Source organism: Enterobacter sp. RHBSTW-00994 (genome assembly GCF_013782625.1).
Taxonomy (GTDB): domain Bacteria; phylum Pseudomonadota; class Gammaproteobacteria; order Enterobacterales; family Enterobacteriaceae; genus Enterobacter.
The window spans coordinates 1,357,471-1,379,527 of sequence record NZ_CP056199.1 but is presented as its reverse complement, the minus strand read 5'-3'; the positions used below and the strand labels follow the sequence as shown (position 1 = coordinate 1,379,527).

Annotated in this window: 20 protein-coding genes and 5 tRNA genes; 1 reads left to right on the top strand and 24 read right to left on the bottom strand. The window is 51.1% G+C overall.

Annotation, left to right across the window (positions count from 1 at the left end; genetic code table 11):
• Positions 1 to 22 precede the first annotated feature (22 nt).
• Complete coding sequence (aroG, locus tag HV346_RS06500; protein ID WP_181622715.1) at positions 23 to 1,075, bottom strand: 3-deoxy-7-phosphoheptulonate synthase AroG; 1,053 nt, start codon at positions 1,073 to 1,075, stop codon at positions 23 to 25.
• A gap of 184 nt (positions 1,076 to 1,259) precedes the next feature.
• On the opposite strand from aroG, the gene zitB reads away from it, so the two are divergent.
• Positions 1,260 to 2,195 (top strand): CDF family zinc transporter ZitB, encoded by a 936-nt coding sequence (gene zitB, locus HV346_RS06495; RefSeq protein WP_181622714.1) that lies wholly within the window; start codon positions 1,260 to 1,262, stop codon positions 2,193 to 2,195.
• On the opposite strand, the gene pnuC is transcribed toward zitB, so the two are convergent.
• The 23 genes from pnuC to HV346_RS06380 all read right to left on the bottom strand — a co-directional run bounded on the left by pnuC (position 2,189) and on the right by HV346_RS06380 (position 22,046).
• On the bottom strand, positions 2,189 to 2,911 hold the full coding sequence (gene pnuC / locus HV346_RS06490; protein WP_181622713.1) for a nicotinamide riboside transporter PnuC: 723 nt from the start codon (positions 2,909 to 2,911) through the stop codon (positions 2,189 to 2,191). The genes zitB and pnuC overlap by 7 nt on opposite strands.
• Before the next feature lie 22 nt (positions 2,912 to 2,933).
• Entirely contained in the window at positions 2,934 to 3,977 is a 1,044-nt protein-coding gene (gene nadA / locus HV346_RS06485; protein ID WP_181622712.1) for a quinolinate synthase NadA, read from the bottom strand.
• Between the two features lie 361 nt (positions 3,978 to 4,338).
• Positions 4,339 to 4,414, bottom strand: a tRNA-Lys gene (locus HV346_RS06480).
• Positions 4,415 to 4,445: 31 nt separating this feature from the next.
• Positions 4,446 to 4,521, bottom strand: a tRNA-Lys gene (locus HV346_RS06475).
• A gap of 41 nt (positions 4,522 to 4,562) precedes the next feature.
• Positions 4,563 to 4,638: transfer RNA gene (locus tag HV346_RS06470), tRNA-Lys, on the bottom strand.
• Between the two features lie 3 nt (positions 4,639 to 4,641).
• Positions 4,642 to 4,717, bottom strand: a tRNA-Val gene (locus HV346_RS06465).
• 127 nt (positions 4,718 to 4,844) lie between these two features.
• Positions 4,845 to 4,920: transfer RNA gene (locus HV346_RS06460), tRNA-Lys, on the bottom strand.
• 161 nt (positions 4,921 to 5,081) lie between these two features.
• Complete coding sequence (gene cpoB, locus HV346_RS06455; protein ID WP_181622711.1) at positions 5,082 to 5,879, bottom strand: cell division protein CpoB; 798 nt, start codon at positions 5,877 to 5,879, stop codon at positions 5,082 to 5,084.
• A 9-nt stretch (positions 5,880 to 5,888) separates the two neighbouring features.
• The gene (gene pal / locus HV346_RS06450; protein ID WP_003858578.1) at positions 5,889 to 6,410 is read right to left on the bottom strand and encodes a peptidoglycan-associated lipoprotein Pal; all 522 of its coding nucleotides are present in this window, start codon (positions 6,408 to 6,410) and stop codon (positions 5,889 to 5,891) included.
• Positions 6,411 to 6,445: 35 nt separating this feature from the next.
• Entirely contained in the window at positions 6,446 to 7,738 is a 1,293-nt protein-coding gene (gene tolB / locus HV346_RS06445) for a Tol-Pal system beta propeller repeat protein TolB (protein WP_181623708.1), read from the bottom strand.
• Positions 7,739 to 7,873: 135 nt separating this feature from the next.
• Positions 7,874 to 9,154 (bottom strand): cell envelope integrity protein TolA, encoded by a 1,281-nt coding sequence (tolA, locus tag HV346_RS06440; RefSeq protein WP_181622710.1) that lies wholly within the window; start codon positions 9,152 to 9,154, stop codon positions 7,874 to 7,876.
• Positions 9,155 to 9,195: 41 nt separating this feature from the next.
• Positions 9,196 to 9,624, bottom strand: coding sequence for a colicin uptake protein TolR (tolR, locus tag HV346_RS06435; RefSeq protein WP_181622709.1), 429 nt, complete (start codon positions 9,622 to 9,624; stop codon positions 9,196 to 9,198).
• 3 nt (positions 9,625 to 9,627) lie between these two features.
• Complete coding sequence (gene tolQ / locus HV346_RS06430) at positions 9,628 to 10,320, bottom strand: Tol-Pal system protein TolQ (RefSeq protein ID WP_089598919.1); 693 nt, start codon at positions 10,318 to 10,320, stop codon at positions 9,628 to 9,630.
• Positions 10,317 to 10,721 carry a tol-pal system-associated acyl-CoA thioesterase gene (gene ybgC, locus HV346_RS06425; protein ID WP_032617092.1) on the bottom strand — a complete coding sequence of 135 codons (405 nt, stop codon included), beginning with the start codon at positions 10,719 to 10,721 and terminating at the stop codon, positions 10,317 to 10,319. Before ybgC ends, tolQ begins: the two co-directional genes overlap by 4 nt.
• A 148-nt stretch (positions 10,722 to 10,869) precedes the next feature.
• Positions 10,870 to 11,163, bottom strand: coding sequence for a cyd operon protein YbgE (ybgE, locus tag HV346_RS06420; RefSeq protein ID WP_181622708.1), 294 nt, complete (start codon positions 11,161 to 11,163; stop codon positions 10,870 to 10,872).
• Positions 11,163 to 11,276: a cytochrome bd-I oxidase subunit CydX gene (gene cydX / locus HV346_RS06415; protein ID WP_181622707.1), complete on the bottom strand. Its 114-nt coding sequence runs from the start codon at positions 11,274 to 11,276 to the stop codon at positions 11,163 to 11,165. Before cydX ends, ybgE begins: the two co-directional genes overlap by 1 nt.
• 14 nt (positions 11,277 to 11,290) lie before the next feature.
• Complete coding sequence (cydB, locus tag HV346_RS06410; protein WP_181622706.1) at positions 11,291 to 12,430, bottom strand: cytochrome d ubiquinol oxidase subunit II; 1,140 nt, start codon at positions 12,428 to 12,430, stop codon at positions 11,291 to 11,293.
• 15 nt (positions 12,431 to 12,445) lie between these two features.
• The gene (gene cydA, locus HV346_RS06405; protein WP_181623707.1) at positions 12,446 to 14,014 is read right to left on the bottom strand and encodes a cytochrome ubiquinol oxidase subunit I; all 1,569 of its coding nucleotides are present in this window, start codon (positions 14,012 to 14,014) and stop codon (positions 12,446 to 12,448) included.
• An 816-nt stretch (positions 14,015 to 14,830) separates the two neighbouring features.
• Positions 14,831 to 15,700, bottom strand: coding sequence for a succinate--CoA ligase subunit alpha (gene sucD / locus HV346_RS06400; protein WP_181622705.1), 870 nt, complete (start codon positions 15,698 to 15,700; stop codon positions 14,831 to 14,833).
• The gene (sucC, locus tag HV346_RS06395) at positions 15,700 to 16,866 is read right to left on the bottom strand and encodes an ADP-forming succinate--CoA ligase subunit beta (protein ID WP_181622704.1); all 1,167 of its coding nucleotides are present in this window, start codon (positions 16,864 to 16,866) and stop codon (positions 15,700 to 15,702) included. Before sucC ends, sucD begins: the two co-directional genes overlap by 1 nt.
• A gap of 95 nt (positions 16,867 to 16,961) precedes the next feature.
• A complete protein-coding gene (gene odhB / locus HV346_RS06390; RefSeq protein ID WP_181622703.1) occupies positions 16,962 to 18,182 on the bottom strand; it encodes a 2-oxoglutarate dehydrogenase complex dihydrolipoyllysine-residue succinyltransferase in 1,221 nt (406 codons plus the stop codon).
• 14 nt (positions 18,183 to 18,196) lie between these two features.
• Entirely contained in the window at positions 18,197 to 21,004 is a 2,808-nt protein-coding gene (gene sucA / locus HV346_RS06385; RefSeq protein WP_181622702.1) for a 2-oxoglutarate dehydrogenase E1 component, read from the bottom strand.
• A gap of 325 nt (positions 21,005 to 21,329) precedes the next feature.
• On the bottom strand, positions 21,330 to 22,046 hold the full coding sequence (locus tag HV346_RS06380) for a succinate dehydrogenase iron-sulfur subunit (RefSeq protein WP_119935049.1): 717 nt from the start codon (positions 22,044 to 22,046) through the stop codon (positions 21,330 to 21,332).
• Positions 22,047 to 22,057 lie beyond the last annotated feature (11 nt).

Here is a 22,057-nt window from a genome sequence, read left to right as displayed (position 1 = left end):
GTCTTTTACTTGCCCAGCCGTATCAGCCGCGGCGGGCTTTAACCGCTTCAGCCAACTGACGCAGAAGCGTATCGGTGTCATCCCAGCCAATGCAGGCATCCGTCACGCTCTTGCCGTAGACCAGCGGTTCACTGCCTTCCAGATTCTGATTACCTTCAACCAGATGACTTTCGATCATCACACCCATCACGGATTTCTCACCGCCTGCAATCTGCTGGCAGACATCCGCACCAACTTCCATCTGCTTTTTAAACTGCTTGCTGGAGTTCGCATGGCTGAAGTCAATCATCACATTTGGAGACAAGCCTGCTTTTTCGAGACCGGTTTTCACTTCTGCCACGTGTTTTGCACTGTAGTTCGGCTCTTTGCCACCGCGCAGGATAATATGGCAGTCTCCGTTCCCACTGGTATTCACGATCGCAGAGTGACCCCATTTGGTTACGGACAAGAAACAGTGAGGCGCACCCGCAGCGTTGATCGCGTCAATCGCCACTTTGATCGTGCCATCTGTGCCATTTTTGAAGCCAACCGGGCAGGAAAGACCGGACGCCAGCTCACGGTGTACCTGAGATTCTGTGGTACGCGCACCAATTGCGCCCCAGCTCATCAGGTCTGCGAGGTATTGCGGCGTAATCATGTCGAGGAATTCGCCAGCGGCAGGCAGGCCACTGTCGTTGATTTCCAGAAGCAACTTGCGTGCAATGCGCAGACCATCGTTAATCTGGAAGCTGTTATCCATGTGCGGATCGTTAATCAGCCCTTTCCAGCCTACCGTCGTGCGCGGCTTTTCAAAATAAACGCGCATCACGATTTCCAGCTCACCTTTCAGCTCATCACGCAGTTTAATCAGGCGTGAGGCGTACTCTTTAGCCGCAGCAGGATCGTGAATAGAACATGGACCAATCACGACCAGAAGACGATCATCATTACCTTTCAGGATCTTATGGATCGCTTTACGGGCATGAGAAACCGTGTTTGCGGCATTTTCAGTGGCGGGGAATTTTTCAAGGAGTGCTACAGGAGGTAATAACTCATTGATCTCTTTAATACGTAAATCGTCGTTCTGATAATTCATTTTCTTTCCAGCTCTGCCATAACTCTAGTGTTGAATGCAATCCTTTCAATCTATCTTGCAAGTCGCTTAGTGTAAACCACCTTTTACACCCTCTTGGGAAATTGCGGTGACAGAACGAAAAAGACATTTGTGTAACACATTAAAAATTCTACACTTAGCTTAAAATCGAACCAGGAAAATTGACATGGCGCATTCTCACTCGCATCCCCCAAGAGACGAAAACGCGAAACGCCTGATGCTGGCTTTTTCCGTCACCGCGATATTCATGATTATCGAGGTTATTGGCGGGATTATTTCAGGCTCGTTGGCGTTACTGGCAGATGCAGGACACATGCTGACTGATGCCGCAGCCCTGCTCTTTGCACTACTGGCCGTGCAGTTTGCACAACGCCCTCCTAATGGCCGTCATACCTTTGGCTGGTTGCGGCTCACAACTCTTGCAGCGTTCGTGAATGCCATCGCTCTGGTGGTGATTACCATTTTGATCGTCTGGGAGGCCTTTCAGCGCTTCAGGCATCCTCAGCCTGTCGCAGGGGCGACGATGATGGTTATTGCTGTAGCCGGGCTGCTCGCGAATGTGCTGGCATTCTGGATTTTGCATCGCGGCGGCAGTGAAGAGAAAAACCTGAATGTGCGTGCTGCGGCGCTGCATGTGTTGGGAGATTTACTCGGATCAATAGGGGCCATTGTCGCCGCCCTTGTGATTATCTATACCGGATGGACACCCATCGACCCTATTCTGTCCGTTCTGGTCTCTTGTCTGGTTCTTCACAGCGCCTGGCAGTTACTGAAAGAGAGTGTGAACGAATTACTGGAAGGTGCTCCCGCGTCGCTGGATATCGCTGCACTCAAACGCAACCTGCGCCAATCTATTCCCGAAGTAAGAAATGTTCACCATGTTCACGTCTGGATGGTAGGTGAGAAACCGCTGATGACATTGCATGTTCAGGTAATCCCACCGCATGATCATGACGCTCTGCTTGAACGCATTCAGCACTTTCTTGAACATCACTATGAGATTGCGCATGCCACCATACAGATGGAGTACCAGCCGTGTAACGGACCAGACTGCCACCTGAACGAAGCGCAGTCCGGCCATTCACATCATCACCATCACTGACTGGACAGTGCGTGAGAGCCTCGCTCACGCGCGCTGTTAATCCACATACGACTACCGTTCAATGCAATAAAGGTCAGCAGCAGATATTCCAGCGACATCGCGTACACACCTTGCAATGCGAAAATGACCACGCTGATCACGTTAATAATGACCCACAACAGCCAGTTCTCAACGTATTTACGGGTCATCAGGATCATCGCGGCAATCGACAGAACCATCATGCAGGAATCCCAGAACGGGAAAGCATCGGGTTGTAATTCAGGCATTGTGACATTCAACCCTAGTGCGGACATCACTGACACCGCAATCTGTGTGAGGAACGCAAATACCGGGTTGATATAAACCGTCATAACACCGATGGCAACAACGCACGCCACAAACCAGGCGATAGCTTTTGATAAAGGCAACCAGCGGATCTGTAGCTCCGCTTCCTGTTGGCTGTTCTGCCGCGACCAGGCATACCAGCCATAAATGTTCGCCGCGAAGAAAAACAACTGTAACAGCAGGCTGGCATACAGTTGGATCTGGAAAAAGATAATGGCGAACAGGGTCACGTTGATGAGCCCGAACGCATAATTGCTGATCTTCTCAAGACTGGCGAGCCATATACAGAGCAGACCCGCCAGTGTACCAATCGCTTCGATCCATGACAGGTCATAGCCACCCGCCCCAATCGGTATATGAACCAGGATATTCTGTGTGCTAAAAAAATCCATCTTTTCCCCAGAGCGTGTTGAATTAAGTACGTAGTGTAGCCGCAAACTCAAGCATACGGTTAAGCGGAATTAACGCACCTTCACGCAGGGCGGCATCAACATGAATTTCGTGTTCTATCCCACCGGCTTCCAGTCCTTCAGCAATCGCTTTCAGGCCATTCATCGCCATCCACGGGCAGTGAGCGCAGCTACGACAGGTCGCTCCTTCTCCCGCAGTAGGTGCTTCAAGCAGCTCTTTTCCCGGTACGGCCTGCTGCATCTTATAAAATATACCGCGATCGGTTGCCACGATAAGTTGCTGATGCGGCAGAGTTCTCGCGGCATTAATAAGCTGACTGGTTGAGCCAACAGCATCTGCCATGTCAACAATCGACTGTGGCGATTCAGGGTGAACGAGGATAGCCGCGTCCGGGTACAATCCTTTCATGCGCGCCAGCGCTTGTGTTTTGAATTCGTCGTGGACAATACATGCGCCCTGCCAGCAAAGGACATCCGCCCCGGTTTGTTTTTGCACATAATTTCCCAGATGGCGGTCGGGGGCCCAGATAATTTTCTGTCCAAGGCTGTCCAGGTGTTCAATAAGTTCAACAGCAATACTGGATGTTACCACCCAGTCTGCGCGAGCTTTTACCGCCGCAGACGTGTTGGCGTAGACCACAACGGTTCGATCAGGATGCGCATCGCAAAAGGCGCTGAATTCGTCGATTGGGCAGCCGAGGTCAAGCGAACATTCGGCATGTAACGTCGGCATCAGGATAGTTTTTTCAGGACTCAGAATTTTGGCGGTTTCCCCCATAAAACGGACACCCGCAACCAGCAGTGTGGATGCCGGATGCTTTGCGCCAAAACGCGCCATCTCCAGAGAATCAGAGATACAACCGCCTGTCTCTTCAGCCAGTTGCTGGATCTCCGGATCGGTGTAGTAGTGCGCAACCATCACCGCGTCACGTTCCTTGAGCAGGCGTTTGATCTTCTCACGATAAAAGTGTTTTTCATCCCGGTTTAACGGAACAGGTTTCGGTGGGAAAGGATAGATTGCGGCTTCTGGATCAAACATCACGCTCATTATGGCTTCTCGTTTTACTGGCTTAACAATATTGCCTTTCTTTTGCATGACATAGCAAAACGGATGACAATCATGTTTTATATACTAAACAAGATAGCGAATTTGAGGTGAAAAGTCACCGGAAATGGTGAGCGAAAAAGCGGCTTTAAATATGAGTGGATCGTGCTGGATGATTTGCTTCGTCCGACTCTCACCTGCAGCAACTTCGAATTGTGTAAATTACAGATAGCAAAAAAGCGCCTTTAGGGCGCTTTTTTACATTGGTGGGTCGTGCAGGATGACTCGGCTACGCCTCGCCCTTCGGGCCGTTGCTAAGGCAACGTTATCCTTCACATTTAACATCTGAGTCAGATATTAAAATTGGTGGGTCGTGCAGGATTCGAACCTGCGACCAATTGATTAAAAGTCAACTGCTCTACCAACTGAGCTAACGACCCCTTTCGGGATGTACTTTATATCTATTCAGGCTGGTGGGTCGTGCAGGATTCGAACCTGCGACCAATTGATTAAAAGTCAACTGCTCTACCAACTGAGCTAACGACCCATACGGGTGTTGCCTGAATTTTTACTCGGAACCAATAAAATTGGTGGGTCGTGCAGGATTCGAACCTGCGACCAATTGATTAAAAGTCAACTGCTCTACCAACTGAGCTAACGACCCGAGTGGTGGGTGATGACGGGCTCGAACCGCCGACCCCCTCCGTGTAAAGGAGATGCTCTACCAACTGAGCTAATCACCCACTCTGTACTTCAGGAACTGCTTTAAGTGGTGGGTCGTGCAGGATGACTCGGCTTCGCCTCGCCCTAACGGGCCGTTGCTGACGCAACGTTATCCTTCACGCTTAAGTACTGCTTCCACCATTTTATTGGTGGGTCGTGCAGGATTCGAACCTGCGACCAATTGATTAAAAGTCAACTGCTCTACCAACTGAGCTAACGACCCACTTTTGCGTTGCTTTTACGTTGTTTGATATCCCGTGGCAACGGCGGCATATATTACTGATTTAAGAATTCAGCGCAACAAAAATTTCGATGAAGATCACCTAACTGCTTACGAATCATGCTGCACGACCAGAAATAACACGATTTCTGGTCATGCGGTAATCATCCCATCGAACTCAGACGTTTTTGCGCCTGTTTGGCACCTTCCGTACCAGGGAACTTCGTTACCACCTGCTGATACACTGCCTTGGCTTTTGCAGTATCACCTTTGTCTTGCATGATCACGCCGACCTTGAACATGGCATCAGGTGCTTTTGGCGATTTTGGGTAATTTTTCACCACAGAGGCAAAATAAAACGCCGCATCGTCCTTCTTACCCTTATTGTAATTCAGCTGACCCAGCCAGTAATTCGCGTTCGGCTGGTACGTGGAATCAGGGTATTTCTTAACGAAGTTCTGAAATGCAGCGATAGCATCGTCCTGACGCGATTTGTCCTGTACCAGGGCAATAGCTGCATTGTAATCCGTATTCGCGTCACCGCTCTGTACAGGCGCGCCTGTGGAGGCGGATGTATCAGTTGATGGCGCAGGTGTTGCTGTCGCAGCACCGTTCTGATCGCCTGCAGCGGGTTGTGCTGCTGCACCACCACCATTGCTCAGGCTATCCATCTGAAGCAAAATCTGCTTTTGACGTTCAACAACCTGATTAAGCTGATACTGACTTTCCTGGATCTGACCACGTAGAGAATCAATATCGTTTTGGTTATCAGAAAGCTGTTGCTGGAGTTGGGTTAAAAGCTGGCTGTGAGCATTAGAAATACGCTCGAGTTGAGTGACACGGTCTTCGACCGAGCCTGAGCCGACACTACTGATTGGTGCCTGAGCAAAAGCGGCCCAGGGGGCCGCTATACCAACCAGTAACGACAGACTCAATACATGATGTCTGAAGTTACTGCTCATGCAATTCTCTTAGTAAACCAGTACGGCACGACGGTTTTTGGAGTAAGCCGCTTCGTCGTGACCCAGTACTGCAGGTTTTTCTTTACCGTAAGAAACGATGGAGATCTGGTCTGCAGAAACGCCTTTACCTTGCAGGTACATTTTCACAGCGTTAGCACGACGTTCGCCCAGGGAGATGTTGTACTCTGGAGTACCACGTTCGTCAGCATGACCTTCTACGGTGACTTTGTAAGACGGGTTGCTACGCAGGAAGTTAGCGTGAGCGTCCAGCATCGCAGCGAAGTCAGAACGGATGTCGTACTTATCCAGATCAAAGTAAACGATGTTGTTCTGCTGCAGCTGCTGCATCTGAAGACGCGCTTGCTCTTCAGAAGACATGTTGCCGTTGCCGTTAGCGTCCATACCAGTGCCGGCACCCATCATGCCTTCGCCGCTCTGGTCATTGCTTGCGTTCTTGTTGGAAGAACACGCTGCGATTGCCATTACAGGCAGAGCGATCATCAGCCCCTTCAGCACTTTGTTCAGTTGCATTTCTAAGATTCCTTTAGTAATCAATTAATTATTATTTACAGATACGGCGACCAGGCAGGTGATTTTACCTGTCCATCAGTTGCCGGAATACGCGCTTTGAAACGCCCATCTGTAGAAACCAGATTCAGCACAGATCCCATCCCCTGAGAAGAGCTGTAGATTACCATAGTGCCGTTAGGTGCCAGACTTGGCGTTTCATCCAGGAACGTTGACGACAAAACTTGTACGCCACCCGTTACCAGATCTTGTTTGGCAATGTGCTGCTGACCACCTGCAGAACTTACCATTACCATAAATTTACCGTCGCTGCTGACATCAGAGTCCTGGTTTTGTGAACCTTCCCAGGTAATACGCTGTGGTGCACCGCCGTTGATATTGACTTTATAAACCTGTGGACGACCCGCCTGATCAGAAGTGAACGCCAGATTTTGGCTGTCCGGGAACCAGGTCGGTTCAGTGTTGTTGCTGCGTCCATCAGTCACCTGACGGATCTGGCCAGAACCAATATCCATCACGTAGAGGTTCAGGCTACCGGTTTTTGACAGTGCAAAGGCCAGTTTAGAACCGTCCGGAGAAAACGCTGGCGCACCGTTGTGACGTGGGAACGACGCAACCTGACGCACCGCACCGTTAGACAGTGTTTGAATGACCAACGCAGAACGACCACTTTCGAAGGTCACGTAGGCCAGTTTAGCACCATCTGGAGACCACGCCGGCGACATCAACGGTTGTGGAGAACGGTGAACGGTGAACTGGTTGTAACCATCGTAGTCAGAAACGCGCAGCTCATAAGGGAACTGACCGCCATTGGTCTGCACAACATATGCGATACGAGTACGGAATGCCCCTTTAATACCGGTCAGCTTCTCGAACACCTCGTCACTCGCAGTATGGCCCGCATAACGGAGCCACTGCTTGTTAACTTTGTAGGAGTTCTGCGCCAGAACAGTACCTGGAGCACCACCGGTATCGACCAGTTGGTAAGCCACTGTGTAGCCACCATCTGGACTAGGTGTAACCTGGCCCACAACGACCGCATCAATACCCAGTGCAGACCATGCTGCAGGCTGAACGTCTTGCGCGCTACCCGGCTGCTGTGGCAGACGAGAGCGATCTAATGGATTGAATTTGCCGCTGTTGCGCAGATCAGCAGCAACAATGCCGCCGATATCTTCAGGTGCAGCGCCTGGGCCTGCCCACTGGAACGGAACAACGCCGATTGGGCGCGCCGAGTCCACCCCCTGGGTGATCTCGATACGTACCTCTGCGTGCAGCACAGCTGCCCACAGCATTAAGAAACCAAATGCTACACGTAATGCCTGCTTCATCATATCTCCCTTATCTGGGTAACCTTACCCACGATAATTTAGCAGAATGTTAACAAACTCAAATAGACAAAACTACCAGAACCCTGAGACTAAACCTGGTCTATTTTCCCCCGTTTTCACGGGGAAAAATGTAACTTAAGGTTTGAAGTCCAGTGGTGCATTTTTAAAGACTTCGTAGACTGCCTGTGAAGGCGGTTTTGGCATCTTAGCCTGACGTGCCGCAGCTAAAGCTGCAGTACATAAGGCTGGGTCGCCACCTTCAGACTGAATATCAAGTAACATACCATCCGGCGCGAGCTTGATACGTAACGTACACGTTTTGCCTGTGTAGGAAGACGCATCATAGAATCGGCTCTCGATAGCAGACTTTATCTGCGAGGCATAGCCATTGATTTCAGCACCTGAAGCACCGTTGTTCTTAGTGTTACCACTTCCAGCAGGTGAGGCGTTACTTCCTTTCGCTCCCCCGCCCGCTTTCGGCGCATTCTTACCCGAACTCAAGTCACCCAGCAAATCATCCACCCCTGCGGCGGCGGCAGCTTTCTCTGCTGCAGCCTTTTTAGCCGCAGCTTTATCGGCAGCTGCTTTTTCTGCCGCAGCAGCTTTCTTATCTGCAGCCGCTTTTGCAGCAGTTGCAGCTTTCTCGGCAGCAGCCTTTTCAGCAGCAGCCTTTTCAGCAGCAGCCTTTTCAGCAGCAGCGGCTTTCTCAGCTGCGGCAGCTTTCTTCGCCGCATCGGCAGCCGCTTTTTTCTCTGCTTCCTGAGCCGCTTTTTTAGCAGCATCCGCTTCAGCTTTCTTCTGGGCATCCGCTGCGGCTTTCTTCGCCGCTTCGGCTTCAGCTTTTTTCTGAGCATCAGCCGCCGCTTTCTTCGCCGCTTCTTCAGCCTGTTTCTGAGCATCGGCAGCCGCTTTCTTCGCCGCGTCCGCTGCCAGTTTTACTTGTGCATCAGCCTTCGCTTTGGCATCTGCAGCAGCTTTTGCAGCTGCCTCTTCTGCCTGCTTCTGCTGTTCCTGTGCTTTCTTCGCCGCCGCTTCCGCTTGCTTTTGCTGTTCCGCCTGCTCTTTCGCGGCTTCCTGCGCCTGCAAACGTTCTTTCTCAAGCTGCTTCAAACGCTCCTGTTCCGCGGCCTGCTTTTCACGCAGTTCCTCGGCTTGCTGTTGCGCCTGTTTATCTCGCTGCTCTTCAGCTCGTTTTGCACTCGCCTGCTGCTGCTGCTGACGATTATAGTTTTGCACTACCGCACCAGGATCGACCATGACAGCGTCAATGGAGGATCCTCCACCACCACCGGCTGATGCATCTATATGCTCGTCGAACGAACTCCAGATCAGTGCTGCAAAAAGAATCACATGCAACACCGCCGAAATAATTATCGCTCGCTTAAGCTTATCGTTTTGTTCGGTTGCCTTTGACACTATCGGTTCCCAAAAACTCGTATCCCACTGCTAGCAGGTGATCAAATAGGCTGCGTCATTAAGCCAACTGACTTAACACCCGCGCTATGTAGCAAGTTCAGCGCTTTAATAATTTCATCGTAGGGTACGTCTTTCGCACCACCGATTAAAAAGACCGTCTTCGGATTGGATTCCAGACGACGTTGCGCTTCAGCAATGACTTGCTCAGGCGGCAACTGATCCATACGATCTTTCTCTACCACCACGCTATATTGCCCCACACCGGAAACCTCAATGATGACCGGAGGATCGTCATTAGTGCTTACCGCTTGTGATTCTGTCGCATCCGGCAGATCAACTTCTACGCTTTGGGTAATGATCGGCGCTGTTGCCATAAAAATAAGCAACAGTACTAACAGAACGTCAAGCAGCGGAACAATATTGATTTCGGACTTGAGTTCGCGACGACCTCGTCCACGCGTTCTGGCCATGGTTTACCCCTTGTTACTCTCGGTGCTGGTAAACGCCTGACGGTGCAGAATCGCAGTGAACTCTTCCATAAAGTTGTCGTAGTTCAGTTCCAGTTTGTTCACGCGCTGGTTCAGACGGTTGTAAGCCATTACAGCAGGGATTGCAGCGAACAGACCGATAGCCGTTGCGATAAGTGCTTCCGCGATACCCGGAGCAACCATTTGCAGCGTTGCCTGTTTTACCGCACCCAGTGCGATAAACGCGTGCATGATCCCCCAAACCGTACCAAACAGACCAATATATGGGCTAATGGAACCTACAGTACCAAGGAAAGGAATATGTGTTTCGAGTGTTTCCAGTTCACGGTTCATCGAAATACGCATCGCACGCGATGCACCTTCAACCACCGCTTCTGGCGCGTGATTGTTAGCTCGATGTAGACGGGCAAACTCTTTGAAACCGCTATAGAAAATTTGTTCGGAGCCTGAGAGATTATCACGGCGTCCCTGGCTTTCCTGATACAGACGGGAAAGTTCGATACCAGACCAGAACTTGTCTTCAAACGCTTCAGCTTCACGGCCTGCTGCATTAAGAATACGCGTTCTCTGGATGATGATAGCCCAGGAGGCGATTGAAAAACCAATCAAAATCAACATGATAAGTTTAACCAGAAGGCTTGCCTTCAGGAACAAATCAAGGATATTCATGTCAGTCACTGCTTAAACTCCGCGACAATAGACTTAGGAAGCGCACGAGGCTTCATGATGAGTGGATCAACACAGACAATCAGTACTTCAGCTTCGTTCAGTACGGTGTTCTCTGCATTGACAATCCGCTGCGTGAAAACCAGTGAGGTTCCACGCATTGATGTTATTTCTGTTTGGACTTCGAGCATATCGTCGAGTCTGGCAGGCGCAAAATACTCTAGCGTCATCTTGCGAACCACAAAGGCAACTCGCTCAGCCAACAGCACCTGTTGACTAAAGTGATGATGGCGCAGCATCTCTGTGCGTGCCCGTTCATAAAAAGCAACGTAGCTGGCATGGTAAACCACACCACCGGCATCGGTATCTTCGTAATAGACACGAACCGGCCATCGAAACAGCGTTGTATTCACTTTACATCCCGGTAATGCAACAAAAGTTATAGCTTTTAAACTTCGCTACTATACGCGCGGGAAAGATGGTTTGGAATGGGGGAAAGTAAACGGAGAGTAAATTTTTATGGGCTTAGGCAAGCCCATAAGGTTAACGGACATTTCTTATTCAGAAGAAGAAGAAAATCAACCCAGCGAGGAGCACCAGGTCAGCGATGAGAGGGCAAAAAACACCTTGCCAGTGCACAGCCTTCGGACGAAAACCCACACCATGAATCACACCTGCACACACCGCCCACATAATGAAGAGGCCGTGCCAGATCTCAAGCTCGCTGGTCTTCGCCGCAAAACGCGAAGGGTCCCAGAAGATGCAACCTGCCAGCAGCAGTGCCATCACTAAGGAAAGCGCCCTTAACGGGCGCTTGTCCATTACCGCATATAACGTTGCGATAATATTCATCATTAGTGTTTTTCTTCACTCGTTTTAGCTGCTTCAACGTGCTCAAGCGCCAGGGCAGTAATGATGCCGAAAGCACAGGCAAGAAGCGTCCCCAAAATCCATGCGAAGTACCACATATTCAGCTCCTTACTTAGTACAGGGAATGAGTGTTGCTTTCGATATCTTCTTTCGTGATACGACCGAACATTTTCCAGTAACACCACGTGGTGTAGAGCAAGATAATCGGTACGAACACGCACGCAACATACGTCATCAGATTCAGTGTCAGCTGGCTAGAGGTCGCATCCCACATAGTCAGGCTTGCATTCATCATAGTGCTGGATGGCATGACGAATGGGAACATCGCGATACCCGCCGTCAGAATGATGCACGCCAGCGTCAGAGAAGAGAACACGAAAGCCAGTGCACCCTTTTCAAGACGAGATGTCAAAACTGTAAGCAGCGGCAGCAGTACACCCAGCGCCGGGATAACCCACAGTACAGGCATATTGTTGAAGTTCACAAGCCATGCACCAGCCTGACGCGCCACTTCTTTGGTCAGTGGGTTTGAAGGCGCTACATGGTTGATAGCAGATGTCACCACGTAGCCATCAATACCGTAGACAACCCAAACGCCTGCCAGTGCGAAGCATACCAACGTAACCAGTGCAGCAACCTGAGCTGTCGCACGTGAACGCAGGTGCAGTTCACCCACAGTACGCATCTGCAAATAAGTTGCGCCTTGTGTAATGATCATCGCCACGCTCACTACACCGGCCAGCAGACCAAACGGATTCAACAACTGGAAGAAGTTACCGGTGTAATAAAGACGCATGTACTCATCAATGTGGAACGGAACACCCTGCAACAGGTTGCCGAATGCCACACCGATCACCAGCGGTGGTACGAAGCTACCAATGAAAATGCCCCAGTCCCACATATTGCGCCAGCGAGTGTCTTCAATCTTAGAGCGGTAGTCAAAACCGACTGGACGGAAGAACAATGATGCCAGCACCAGAATCATCGCCACATAGAAGCCGGAAAACGCCGCTGCGTAGACCATTGGCCAGGCAGCAAACAGTGCGCCACCAGCAGTGATCAACCAAACCTGGTTACCGTCCCAGTGTGGGGCGATGGAGTTAATCATAATTCGACGCTCGGTGTCATTACGACCGAGGAATCGGGTGAGCATGCCCACCCCCATGTCGAAACCGTCGGTGACAGCAAAACCAATCAGCAAAATGCCAACCAGCAGCCACCAGATAAAACGCAATACTTCATAATCGATCATTTGACGACTCCTGTCTTAGCGTGCCGGCTGAGAAGCCACATTGGACTGCTCGTAGTGATAGCGACCGGTTTTCAGGCTGCTTGGGCCAAGGCGTGCGAACTTGAACATCAGGAACAGTTCAGCCACCAGGAACAGGGTATACAAACCGCAGATCAGCAGCATGGAGAAGATAAGATCGCCTGCCGTCAGAGAGGAGTTTGCTACTGCTGTTGGCAGTACCTCACCAATCGCCCACGGTTGACGGCCATATTCCGCCACGAACCAACCGGACTCGATAGCAATCCATGGCAGCGGGATCCCGTACATTGCGGTACGCAACAGCCATTTTTTCTGGCCGATACGGTTGCGAATCACTGACCAGAAGGACGCCGCAATAATCAGTAGCATCAGGATGCCGCAGCCGACCATGATACGGAAAGCAAAGTACAGTGGCGCAACGCGAGGAATGGAGTCTTTCGTCGCTTGCTGAATCTGTGCTTCCGTCGCGTCAGAGACGTTCGGGGTATAGCGCTTCAGCAACAGACCATAACCCAGGTCTTTCTTCACATTGTTGAATTGATCGCGAACAGCCTGATCGGTGGAACCACCACGCAGTTGTTCCAGAAGAGCATAGGCTTTCATACCATTACGGATACGGCCTTCATGCTGCACCATCAGATCCTTCAGGCCCGTCACCTGCTTGTCGACAGAACGTGTCGCGATGATGCCCAGTGCGTAAGGGATCTGAATAGCGAAACGGTTTTCCTGTGCATCCTGGTCAGGCACACCAAACAGGGTGAAGGCGGCTGGTGCTGGCTGGGTTTCCCACTCAGCTTCAATCGCGGCCAGTTTGGTTTTCTGTACGTCGCCCATTTCATAACCGGATTCATCACCCAGAACAATAACGGAAAGGATAGCGGCCATACCGAAGCTTGCAGCGATCGCAAAAGAACGTTTAGCAAATGCGAAGTCTCGGCCACGCAGCATGTAGTAGGAACTGATACCTAAAACGAACATCGCGCCACACACATAGCCAGACGCTACAGTGTGAACAAATTTAACCTGAGCGACCGGGTTCAGCACCAGCTCCGCAAAGCTGACCATCTCCATACGCATGGTTTCGAAGTTGAAATCAGACGCGATAGGGTTCTGCATCCAGCCGTTCGCCACCAGGATCCACAGTGCGGACAGGTTAGAACCTAACGCCACCAGCCAGGTTACCGCCATATGCTGGACTTTACCCAGACGGTCCCAACCGAAGAAGAACAGACCTACAAAGGTGGATTCGAGGAAGAAGGCCATCAGACCTTCAATGGCCAGCGGCGCACCGAAAATATCCCCTACATAATGGGAATAGTAAGACCAGTTAGTCCCGAACTGGAACTCCATAGTCAGACCGGTTGCCACGCCCAGCGCAAAGTTGATACCAAACAACTTGCCCCAGAACTTGGTCATATCTTTATAAATCTGTTTGCCGGAGAGGACGTAAACCGTTTCCATGATGGCCAGCAAGAACGCCATACCGAGCGTCAGTGGCACAAACAGGAAGTGGTACATCGCGGTCAAGGCAAACTGTAAGCGCGACAGTTCGACTATATCTAACATCATGACTCCTTGCTCATCGCATGAAGACTCCGAGAGTGAACCCCGTTAGATAAGGATTCACACACATGCCCCAATACAAAGTTATCTGCGCCCGTTCTTCGTTGCTTATTCTCAACAGGAGGTAAAAGCAGTGATGAAAGGTTACAAATACGTTAATAAAAAACCCAAATTGATCCCGCAAATATATTACGCCGTAAAATCCTTACAATAAACAGGTTTTTATTGAATCAGTTTTGCGTTTTACGACGGTGATCAATATATAGCGAATTTACCACTTTTGAGCCAGTTTGATCTGGCACAATTTAGCGCCTTTTGATGTCTTTTACCAAATATTAAACATTGATTTAAATCAACAATATTGATTTTTGTTAATTGTGTTTATACCTGGTAAACACAGTAAAAACCTTGTTAAATATATGTGTAAAAACAGATATTCATAGTTATCGAGTAGCGATAATAATAGAGATGAAAGTGATTTTTATTAACTAAACAGCGGGAGGAGATTCCGGAACTGATAAACTATTAATCATAGCCCCTTACTCATAATTTTCCATTTTTGTTCCTCATTAATAATTAACAACAATTCATTCACCTTTAAGCCTCTGTAAATTAACACCTCATTGTGACTATTTCATGAAGTAGCCCGCAACTGGCTATACCGAGCGAGGAGTGTTTGCCCAATTTTCAAACAGGAAAACAACATCCCGTGACGAGAAGTCAGAATAAACACCATAAAAAAGGCCGCTTTTCAGCGGCCAACCATGTCGAAACGGACATTTTTATATCACTACTCCCCTTTCAGGCAGCAGAGTGGTTTTACTTAATGATGGATTGCAGCGCATTACCGATATCAGCCAGGCTGCGCACGGTTTTCACGCCAGCGGCTTCCAGCGCGGCGAATTTCTCATCCGCAGTACCTTTACCACCCGCGATAATTGCCCCTGCGTGGCCCATACGCTTGCCTTTCGGCGCGGTGACACCGGCAATGTAGCCAACAACCGGTTTGGTGACGTGATCTTTGATATACGCCGCCGCTTCTTCTTCTGCACTACCACCGATTTCACCAATCATGACGATGGCTTCAGTCTGTGGATCTTCCTGGAACAGTTTCAGGATGTCGATGAAGTTTGAACCAGGGATTGGGTCACCGCCGATGCCCACACAGGTGGACTGGCCGAAACCGTAGTCAGTGGTCTGCTTGACCGCTTCATAAGTCAGCGTACCCGAGCGGGAAACGATACCCACTTTTCCTGGCTTGTGAATATGACCAGGCATGATGCCGATTTTACATTCGCCTGGGGTGATAACACCTGGGCAGTTCGGGCCAATCATGCGCACGCCTGCTTCATCCAGCTTCACTTTCACGGTCAGCATATCCAGTGTCGGGATACCTTCGGTGATGGTGATGATCAGTTTGATACCTGCGTCGATCGCTTCCAGAATGGAATCTTTGCAGAATGGCGCCGGAACATAGATGACGGTCGCTGTTGCGCCCGTGGCTTCGACGGCTTCGCGCACAGTATTGAATACTGGCATACCGAGGTGCGTTGTACCGCCTTTACCTGGCGTTACGCCACCTACCATCTGCGTGCCATAAGCAATGGCTTGTTCGGAGTGGAAAGTCCCCTGGCTACCGGTGAAGCCCTGGCAAATTACTTTTGTATTTTTATCGATCAAAACAGACATTATTTCCCCTCCACTGCGGCAACAACCTGCTGAGCTGCATCCGTCAGACTTTTCGCTGCAATAATATTCAGGCCGCTGTCAGCCAGTTTTTTCGCGCCGAGTTCAGCGTTGTTACCTTCCAGACGCACAACAACCGGGACGTTAACGCCCACTTCAGCCACCGCACCAATGATACCGTCGGCGATCAGGTCACAACGCACGATACCACCGAAGATGTTCACCAGAACGGCTTTCACATTATCGTCGGAGAGAATGATTTTGAATGCTTCGGTCACACGCTCTTTTGTCGCACCACCGCCTACATCCAGGAAGTTTGCCGGTTCGCCGCCGTGCAGTTTAACGATGTCCATGGTTCCCATCGCCAGACCCGCACCGTTGACCATGCAGCCAATGTTGCCATCCAGTGCGACGTAGTTCAGTTCCCACTGTGCAGCCTGAGCTTCACGCGGATCTTCCTGAGACTGATCACGCATTTCACGCAGATCGGCCTGGCGGAACAGTGCGTTACCATCAGCGCCCAGTTTGCCATCGAGGCAGATCAAGTCACCCTGAGTGGTAATCACCAGTGGGTTAATCTCGATCAGCGCCAGATCGCGCTCCAGGAAGATCGTCGCCAGACCCATGAAGATTTTGGTGAACTGTTGAACCAGTTTACCTTCCAGACCCAGTTTGAACGCCAGTTCGCGTCCCTGGTATGGCATTGGACCTGCCAGCGGATCGATAGCCACTTTATGAATCAGGTGCGGGGTTTCTTCCGCCACTTTCTCAATTTCCACGCCGCCTTCGGTAGACGCCATGAACACAACACGACGTGAGCTACGGTCAACAACAGCACCGAGATACAGCTCTTTTGCGATATCAGTCGCCGCTTCAACCAGGATTTGGTTAACCGGCTGGCCATTCGCATCTGTCTGATAGGTCACCAGACGCTTACCCAGCCAGTGTTCAGCAAACGCGCGGATCTCTTCTTTGGTTTTAACCACTTTCACACCGCCCGCTTTACCGCGGCCGCCAGCGTGAACCTGACATTTAACTACCCAAGGGCCGGAACCGATTTTAGATGCGGCTTCTTCTGCTTCACGTGGGGTAGTACAGGCGTAACCCACCGGAGCCGGTAAACCTGACCTGGCAAACAGCTGTTTAGCCTGATATTCATGTAAGTTCATGTGTTCTATCCATCCTTCAGGTAATCGTTATCTTCAAACCTGTAGGCCGACGCGGTCTTCATCCGGCCTACAGGGCAGGTGATGCTAAAAAACTACTAGACGTCCAGCAGCAGACGCGTCGGATCTTCCAGCAGCTCTTTAATAGCAACCAGGAAGCCCACGGACTCACGACCATCAATCAGGCGGTGATCGTAAGAGAGTGCCAGATACATCATCGGCAGGATCTCAACTTTACCGTCTACGGCCATTGGACGATCTTTAATGGCATGCATACCCAGGATCGCGCTCTGCGGCGGGTTAATGATCGGGGTAGACATCAGCGAGCCGAATACGCCGCCGTTGGTAATGGTGAAATTACCGCCGGTCAGATCGTCTACGGTCAGCTTGCCGTCACGGCCTTTTACGGCCAGTTCTTTAATATTTTTCTCGATATCAGCCATACCCAGGGTATCCACATCACGCAGAACCGGAGTCACCAGGCCGCGTGGCGTTGACACCGCCATGCTTACATCGAAATAGTTGTGGTAAACCACGTCATCGCCGTCGATAGACGCGTTGACTTCCGGGTAGCGTTTCAACGCTTCAACCACCGCTTTCACATAGAAAGACATAAAGCCCAGACGGATACCATGACGTTTTTCAAACGCGTCACCGTACTGCTTACGCAGGTCCATGATAGGTTTCATGTTCACTTCGTTGAAGGTGGTCAGCATCGCGGTGGAGTTTTTCGCCTCCAGCAGACGCTCAGCCACGCGTTTACGCAGGCGAGTCATTGGTACACGTTTCTCGCTGCGAGCACCCAGAGCAGGCTGTGCTGCAGATGCTGCCACAGGGGCTTTGGCTTCTGCTTTCGCAGGGGCTTTCGCCAGGTGCTTATCAATGTCTTCGCGCGTCAGACGGCCACCGACACCTGTGCCTTTAATGGCTGCGGCATCCAGGTTGTGCTCAGCCAGCAGACGGCGGATCGCCGGGCTAAGTGCATCATTACTTTGTTCTTCAAGAGATGCCTGTTGGCGCTGAGCCGGAGTAGACTCTTTTGCTTCAGACTTCGCACTGGATTCTTTACCAGAGCTATTGCCTTCACGCAGGCGACCCAGGATCTGGCGAGAGGTTACCGTTGTACCTTCATCTTCCAGCACTGCATCCAGAATGCCATCCGCCGAAGCCGGTACTTCCAGTACCACTTTGTCAGTTTCGATTTCTACCAGCACTTCGTCGCGCTGGACGGTATCGCCCGGTTTTTTATGCCAGGTCGCAACAGTCGCATCTGCTACAGACTCAGGCAGGTCGGGAACAAGAATATCTACGCTACTCATTATGTATCCTTTAATTAATCGACGTTCAGCGCGTCATTCACCAGATCTTGCTGTTGCTTCTGGTGAACGGACATATACCCTACCGCCGGAGAGGCGGAGGCCGGACGACCTGCATAACGCAGACCCGCCCCAAATGGAATCACATCACGGAAATGATGCTGGCTGCAGTACCATGCGCCCTGGTTGAGCGGCTCTTCCTGACACCAGACAAAATCATGTACGTGGGCATACGGTTTCAACGCTTCCTGCACCGCCTGGTGCGGGAATGGATAAAGCTGCTCGACACGCACGATGGCGACATCTTTCTGGCCATTCTTACGGCGCTGTTCCAGCAGATCGTAATAAACCTTACCAGAACACATTACGACACGCTTCACGGCTTTCGGATCCAGCTCGTCAATCTCGCCAATCGCTGGCTGGAAGGCTCCATTCGCCAGCTCATCAAGGCTTGAGACCGCTAACGGGTGACGCAGCAGCGATTTGGGTGACATCACCACCAACGGACGGCGCATACCGCGCAACGCCTGGCGACGTAGCATGTGGTACACCTGAGCCGGAGTCGACGGCACACAAACCTGCATGTTTTGCTCAGCACAAAGTTGCAGATAGCGTTCCAGACGTGCGGAAGAGTGCTCCGGACCCTGCCCTTCATAGCCGTGCGGTAACAGCATCACCAAGCCACACATACGGCCCCATTTCTGCTCACCGGAGGAGATGAACTGGTCGATAACCACCTGAGCACCGTTGGCGAAGTCACCAAACTGCGCTTCCCAGATGGTCAGAGTGCGCGGCTCTGCGGTCGCATAACCATATTCGAATGCCAGCACCGCTTCTTCAGACAATACGGAGTCCCAGACCTTGAACTGGCCCTGTCCATTGTGAACATGCTGCAATGGGGTATAAGTGGAGCCGTTAGTCTGGTTGTGAATAACCGCGTGGCGGTGGAAGAAGGTTCCGCGTCCCGCATCTTCACCAGACAGACGAACCGGAATACCTTCGTCCACTAGCGTGGCGTAAGCCAGGTTTTCTGCACCACCCCAGTCGAACATCTTCTCACCTGACGCCATAGATTGACGGTCAGAGTAGATTTTCTGTACACGGGACTGCATTTCGATCGCGTCAGGCACGCTGCTGATACGTTTTGCCAGCTCTTGCAGACGTTTCATCTCTACCTTATTCGGGTAGCTCTCATCCCACTCGTGGTTAAGGTACGGCGACCAGGTAAAGGAGTGCATGTTCATTGGACGCAGCTCTTTCACCACACACTCGCCAGCATCCAACGCATCGCGGTAAAGATTGACCATTTCGGTCGCATCTTCGAGCGTCGTTACCTTTTCAGCTTCCAGTTTGTCGGCATAGATCTTACGCGGCGTCGGATGCTTTTTGATTTTCTGATACATCAGCGGCTGCGTTGCACTTGGCTCATCGGCTTCGTTGTGGCCGTGGCGGCGGTAGCAGAACAGGTCGATGAAGACATCACGTTTAAAGGTGTTACGGAAATCCAGAGCCAGACGGGTCACGAACGCGACGGCTTCAGGATCATCCGCATTAACGTGGAAAATAGGCGCCTGAACCATTTTACCGATATCAGTACAGTAAGGAGTGGAGCGCGCATCCAGCGGGTTAGACGTAGTAAAGCCCACCTGGTTGTTGATCACGATGCGAACTGTACCACCCACTTCATAACCACGCGCTTTAGACATGTTCAGGGTTTCCTGAACCACGCCCTGCCCTGTTACCGCGGCATCACCATGAATGGTAATTGGCAGAACTTTATTGCTGCTTGGCTCATCCAGTCTGTCCAGACGGGCACGCACAGAACCGATAACCACCGGGCTGACGATTTCAAGGTGCGATGGGTTAAACGCCAGCGCCAGGTGAACCAGGCCGCCTTTCGTTTCGATATCCGACGAGAAGCCCATGTGGTACTTCACGTCGCCTGTGCCAAGGTGTTCTTTATGTTTACCTGCAAACTCATCAAACAGGTCCTGAGGTTTTTTACCCAGAACGTTGACCAGGACGTTCAGACGACCGCGGTGGGCCATGCCCAGTACAACTTCACGCGTGCCGCTGTTGCCTGCATGACGAATCAGCTCTTTAAGCATAGGGACTAGCGCATCACCACCTTCCAGTGAGAAGCGTTTAGCGCCAGGGAATTTAGCCCCCAGATAACGTTCAAGACCTTCCGCTGCGGTCAGTTCGCTAAGGAAACGCTTTTTCTCATCAGTAGAGAACGTCGCGTGACCGGCCACAGATTCGATACGCTGTTGGATCCAGCGTTTTTCTTCTGTGGAAGTGATGTGCATATATTCCGCGCCGATGGAGCCACAGTAGGTTTGCTTGAGCGCGTCAATCAGATCGCCCAGCTTCATCGTATCTTTACCGATGGCGAAAGAACCTACGTTATAGCTTTCCTGGAAATCGGCCTCGGTCAGATCGTGGTAAGCCGGATCGAGATCCGCTACACGTTCTTGCTGCCACAGTCCCAGCGGATCAAGATTCGCGTGCTGGTGACCACGGAAGCGGTAGGCGTTAATCAACTGCAGGACTTTAACCTGCTTAACATTGGTATCAGGGTCGGAAATCGAGGAAGTATAACGTGAGGCATCCTTCGCCAGACGACGGAAATAATCACGCGTTTTGGAATGGAATTGATCCGGTTTGACCCCAGTTCCAGGTAATTGCTGGAACATGGAACGCCAGTTTGCGTCCACTGAGTCAGGATCGGTTAAGAAGTCTTCATAGAGCTGTTCTATCCAGCTCTGGTTCGCACCGGAGAGGTAAGAAGAGTCCAGCCAGGCTTTCATTGCGCCGTTCTGCATCGTGATCCCTTAAGCATTTTTATGCTTATTTCGCCGTAGAAACTACCACGTACACCACGTGTACGTGCCGGGGTTCACCTGCGAGCTCTTATTGGCTCGCGAAGGAACCTTTAAAAACTGCCATTAATCTTCTTCGTTCAGGCTGCGACATCGCTGGCTGCCTTCACTTACCCCTGTCACATAGTGAACTATGCTCCCGGGGATGCGCTCAGTTGCCGCCTTATCTCGCTCTGAACGCCTCGATTACTGGATGTGCCATTGTGGCGGTTTTTAAAGATTTCCTGCATTCAGTCCCCTCTCTGACAGAGAGGGGACTGACGCTTACTTACGCACTGCGCTGCAGCAGCATCGACTTAATGTGGCCGATGGCGCGCGTCGGGTTAAGTCCCTTAGGACACACACTGACGCAGTTCATAATGCTATGGCAGCGGAATACACTGAAAGCATCACTCAGCCCTTCCAGACGATTATCGGTTTCGGTATCGCGGCTGTCGATCAGGAAGCGATAGGCAGCCAGCAGGCCCGCCGGGCCGATAAACTTGTCAGGATTCCACCAGAACGATGGGCAGGACGTCGAGCAACATGCACAAAGAATACACTCGTACAGACCATCGAGTTTTTCACGCTGCTCTGGCGACTGCAAATGCTCGCGAGCGGGTGGATTTTGCCCATTATTCAACAGGTAAGGCTTAATCTTCTCATATTGTGCATAGAATTGCCCCATGTCCACCACCAAATCGCGCACGACAGGCAGCCCAGGCAAAGGACGAATAACAATTTTCTGTCCAGGACGTTGCAGCGCCGAAATGGGCGTGATGCAGGCCAGGCCATTTTTGCCGTTCATGTTCACACCGTCCGAGCCACAGACCCCTTCACGACAAGAGCGACGGAACGACAGTGTCGGATCTTTTTCTTTGAGCTGCATTAACGCATCCAGCAGCATCATGTCACGGCCTTCTTCCGCTTCCAGGGTGTAATCCTGCATATGCGGAGCATCATCTACATCCGGGTTATAACGATAAACTGAGAATTCGAGTTTCATTGTCCTGTCTC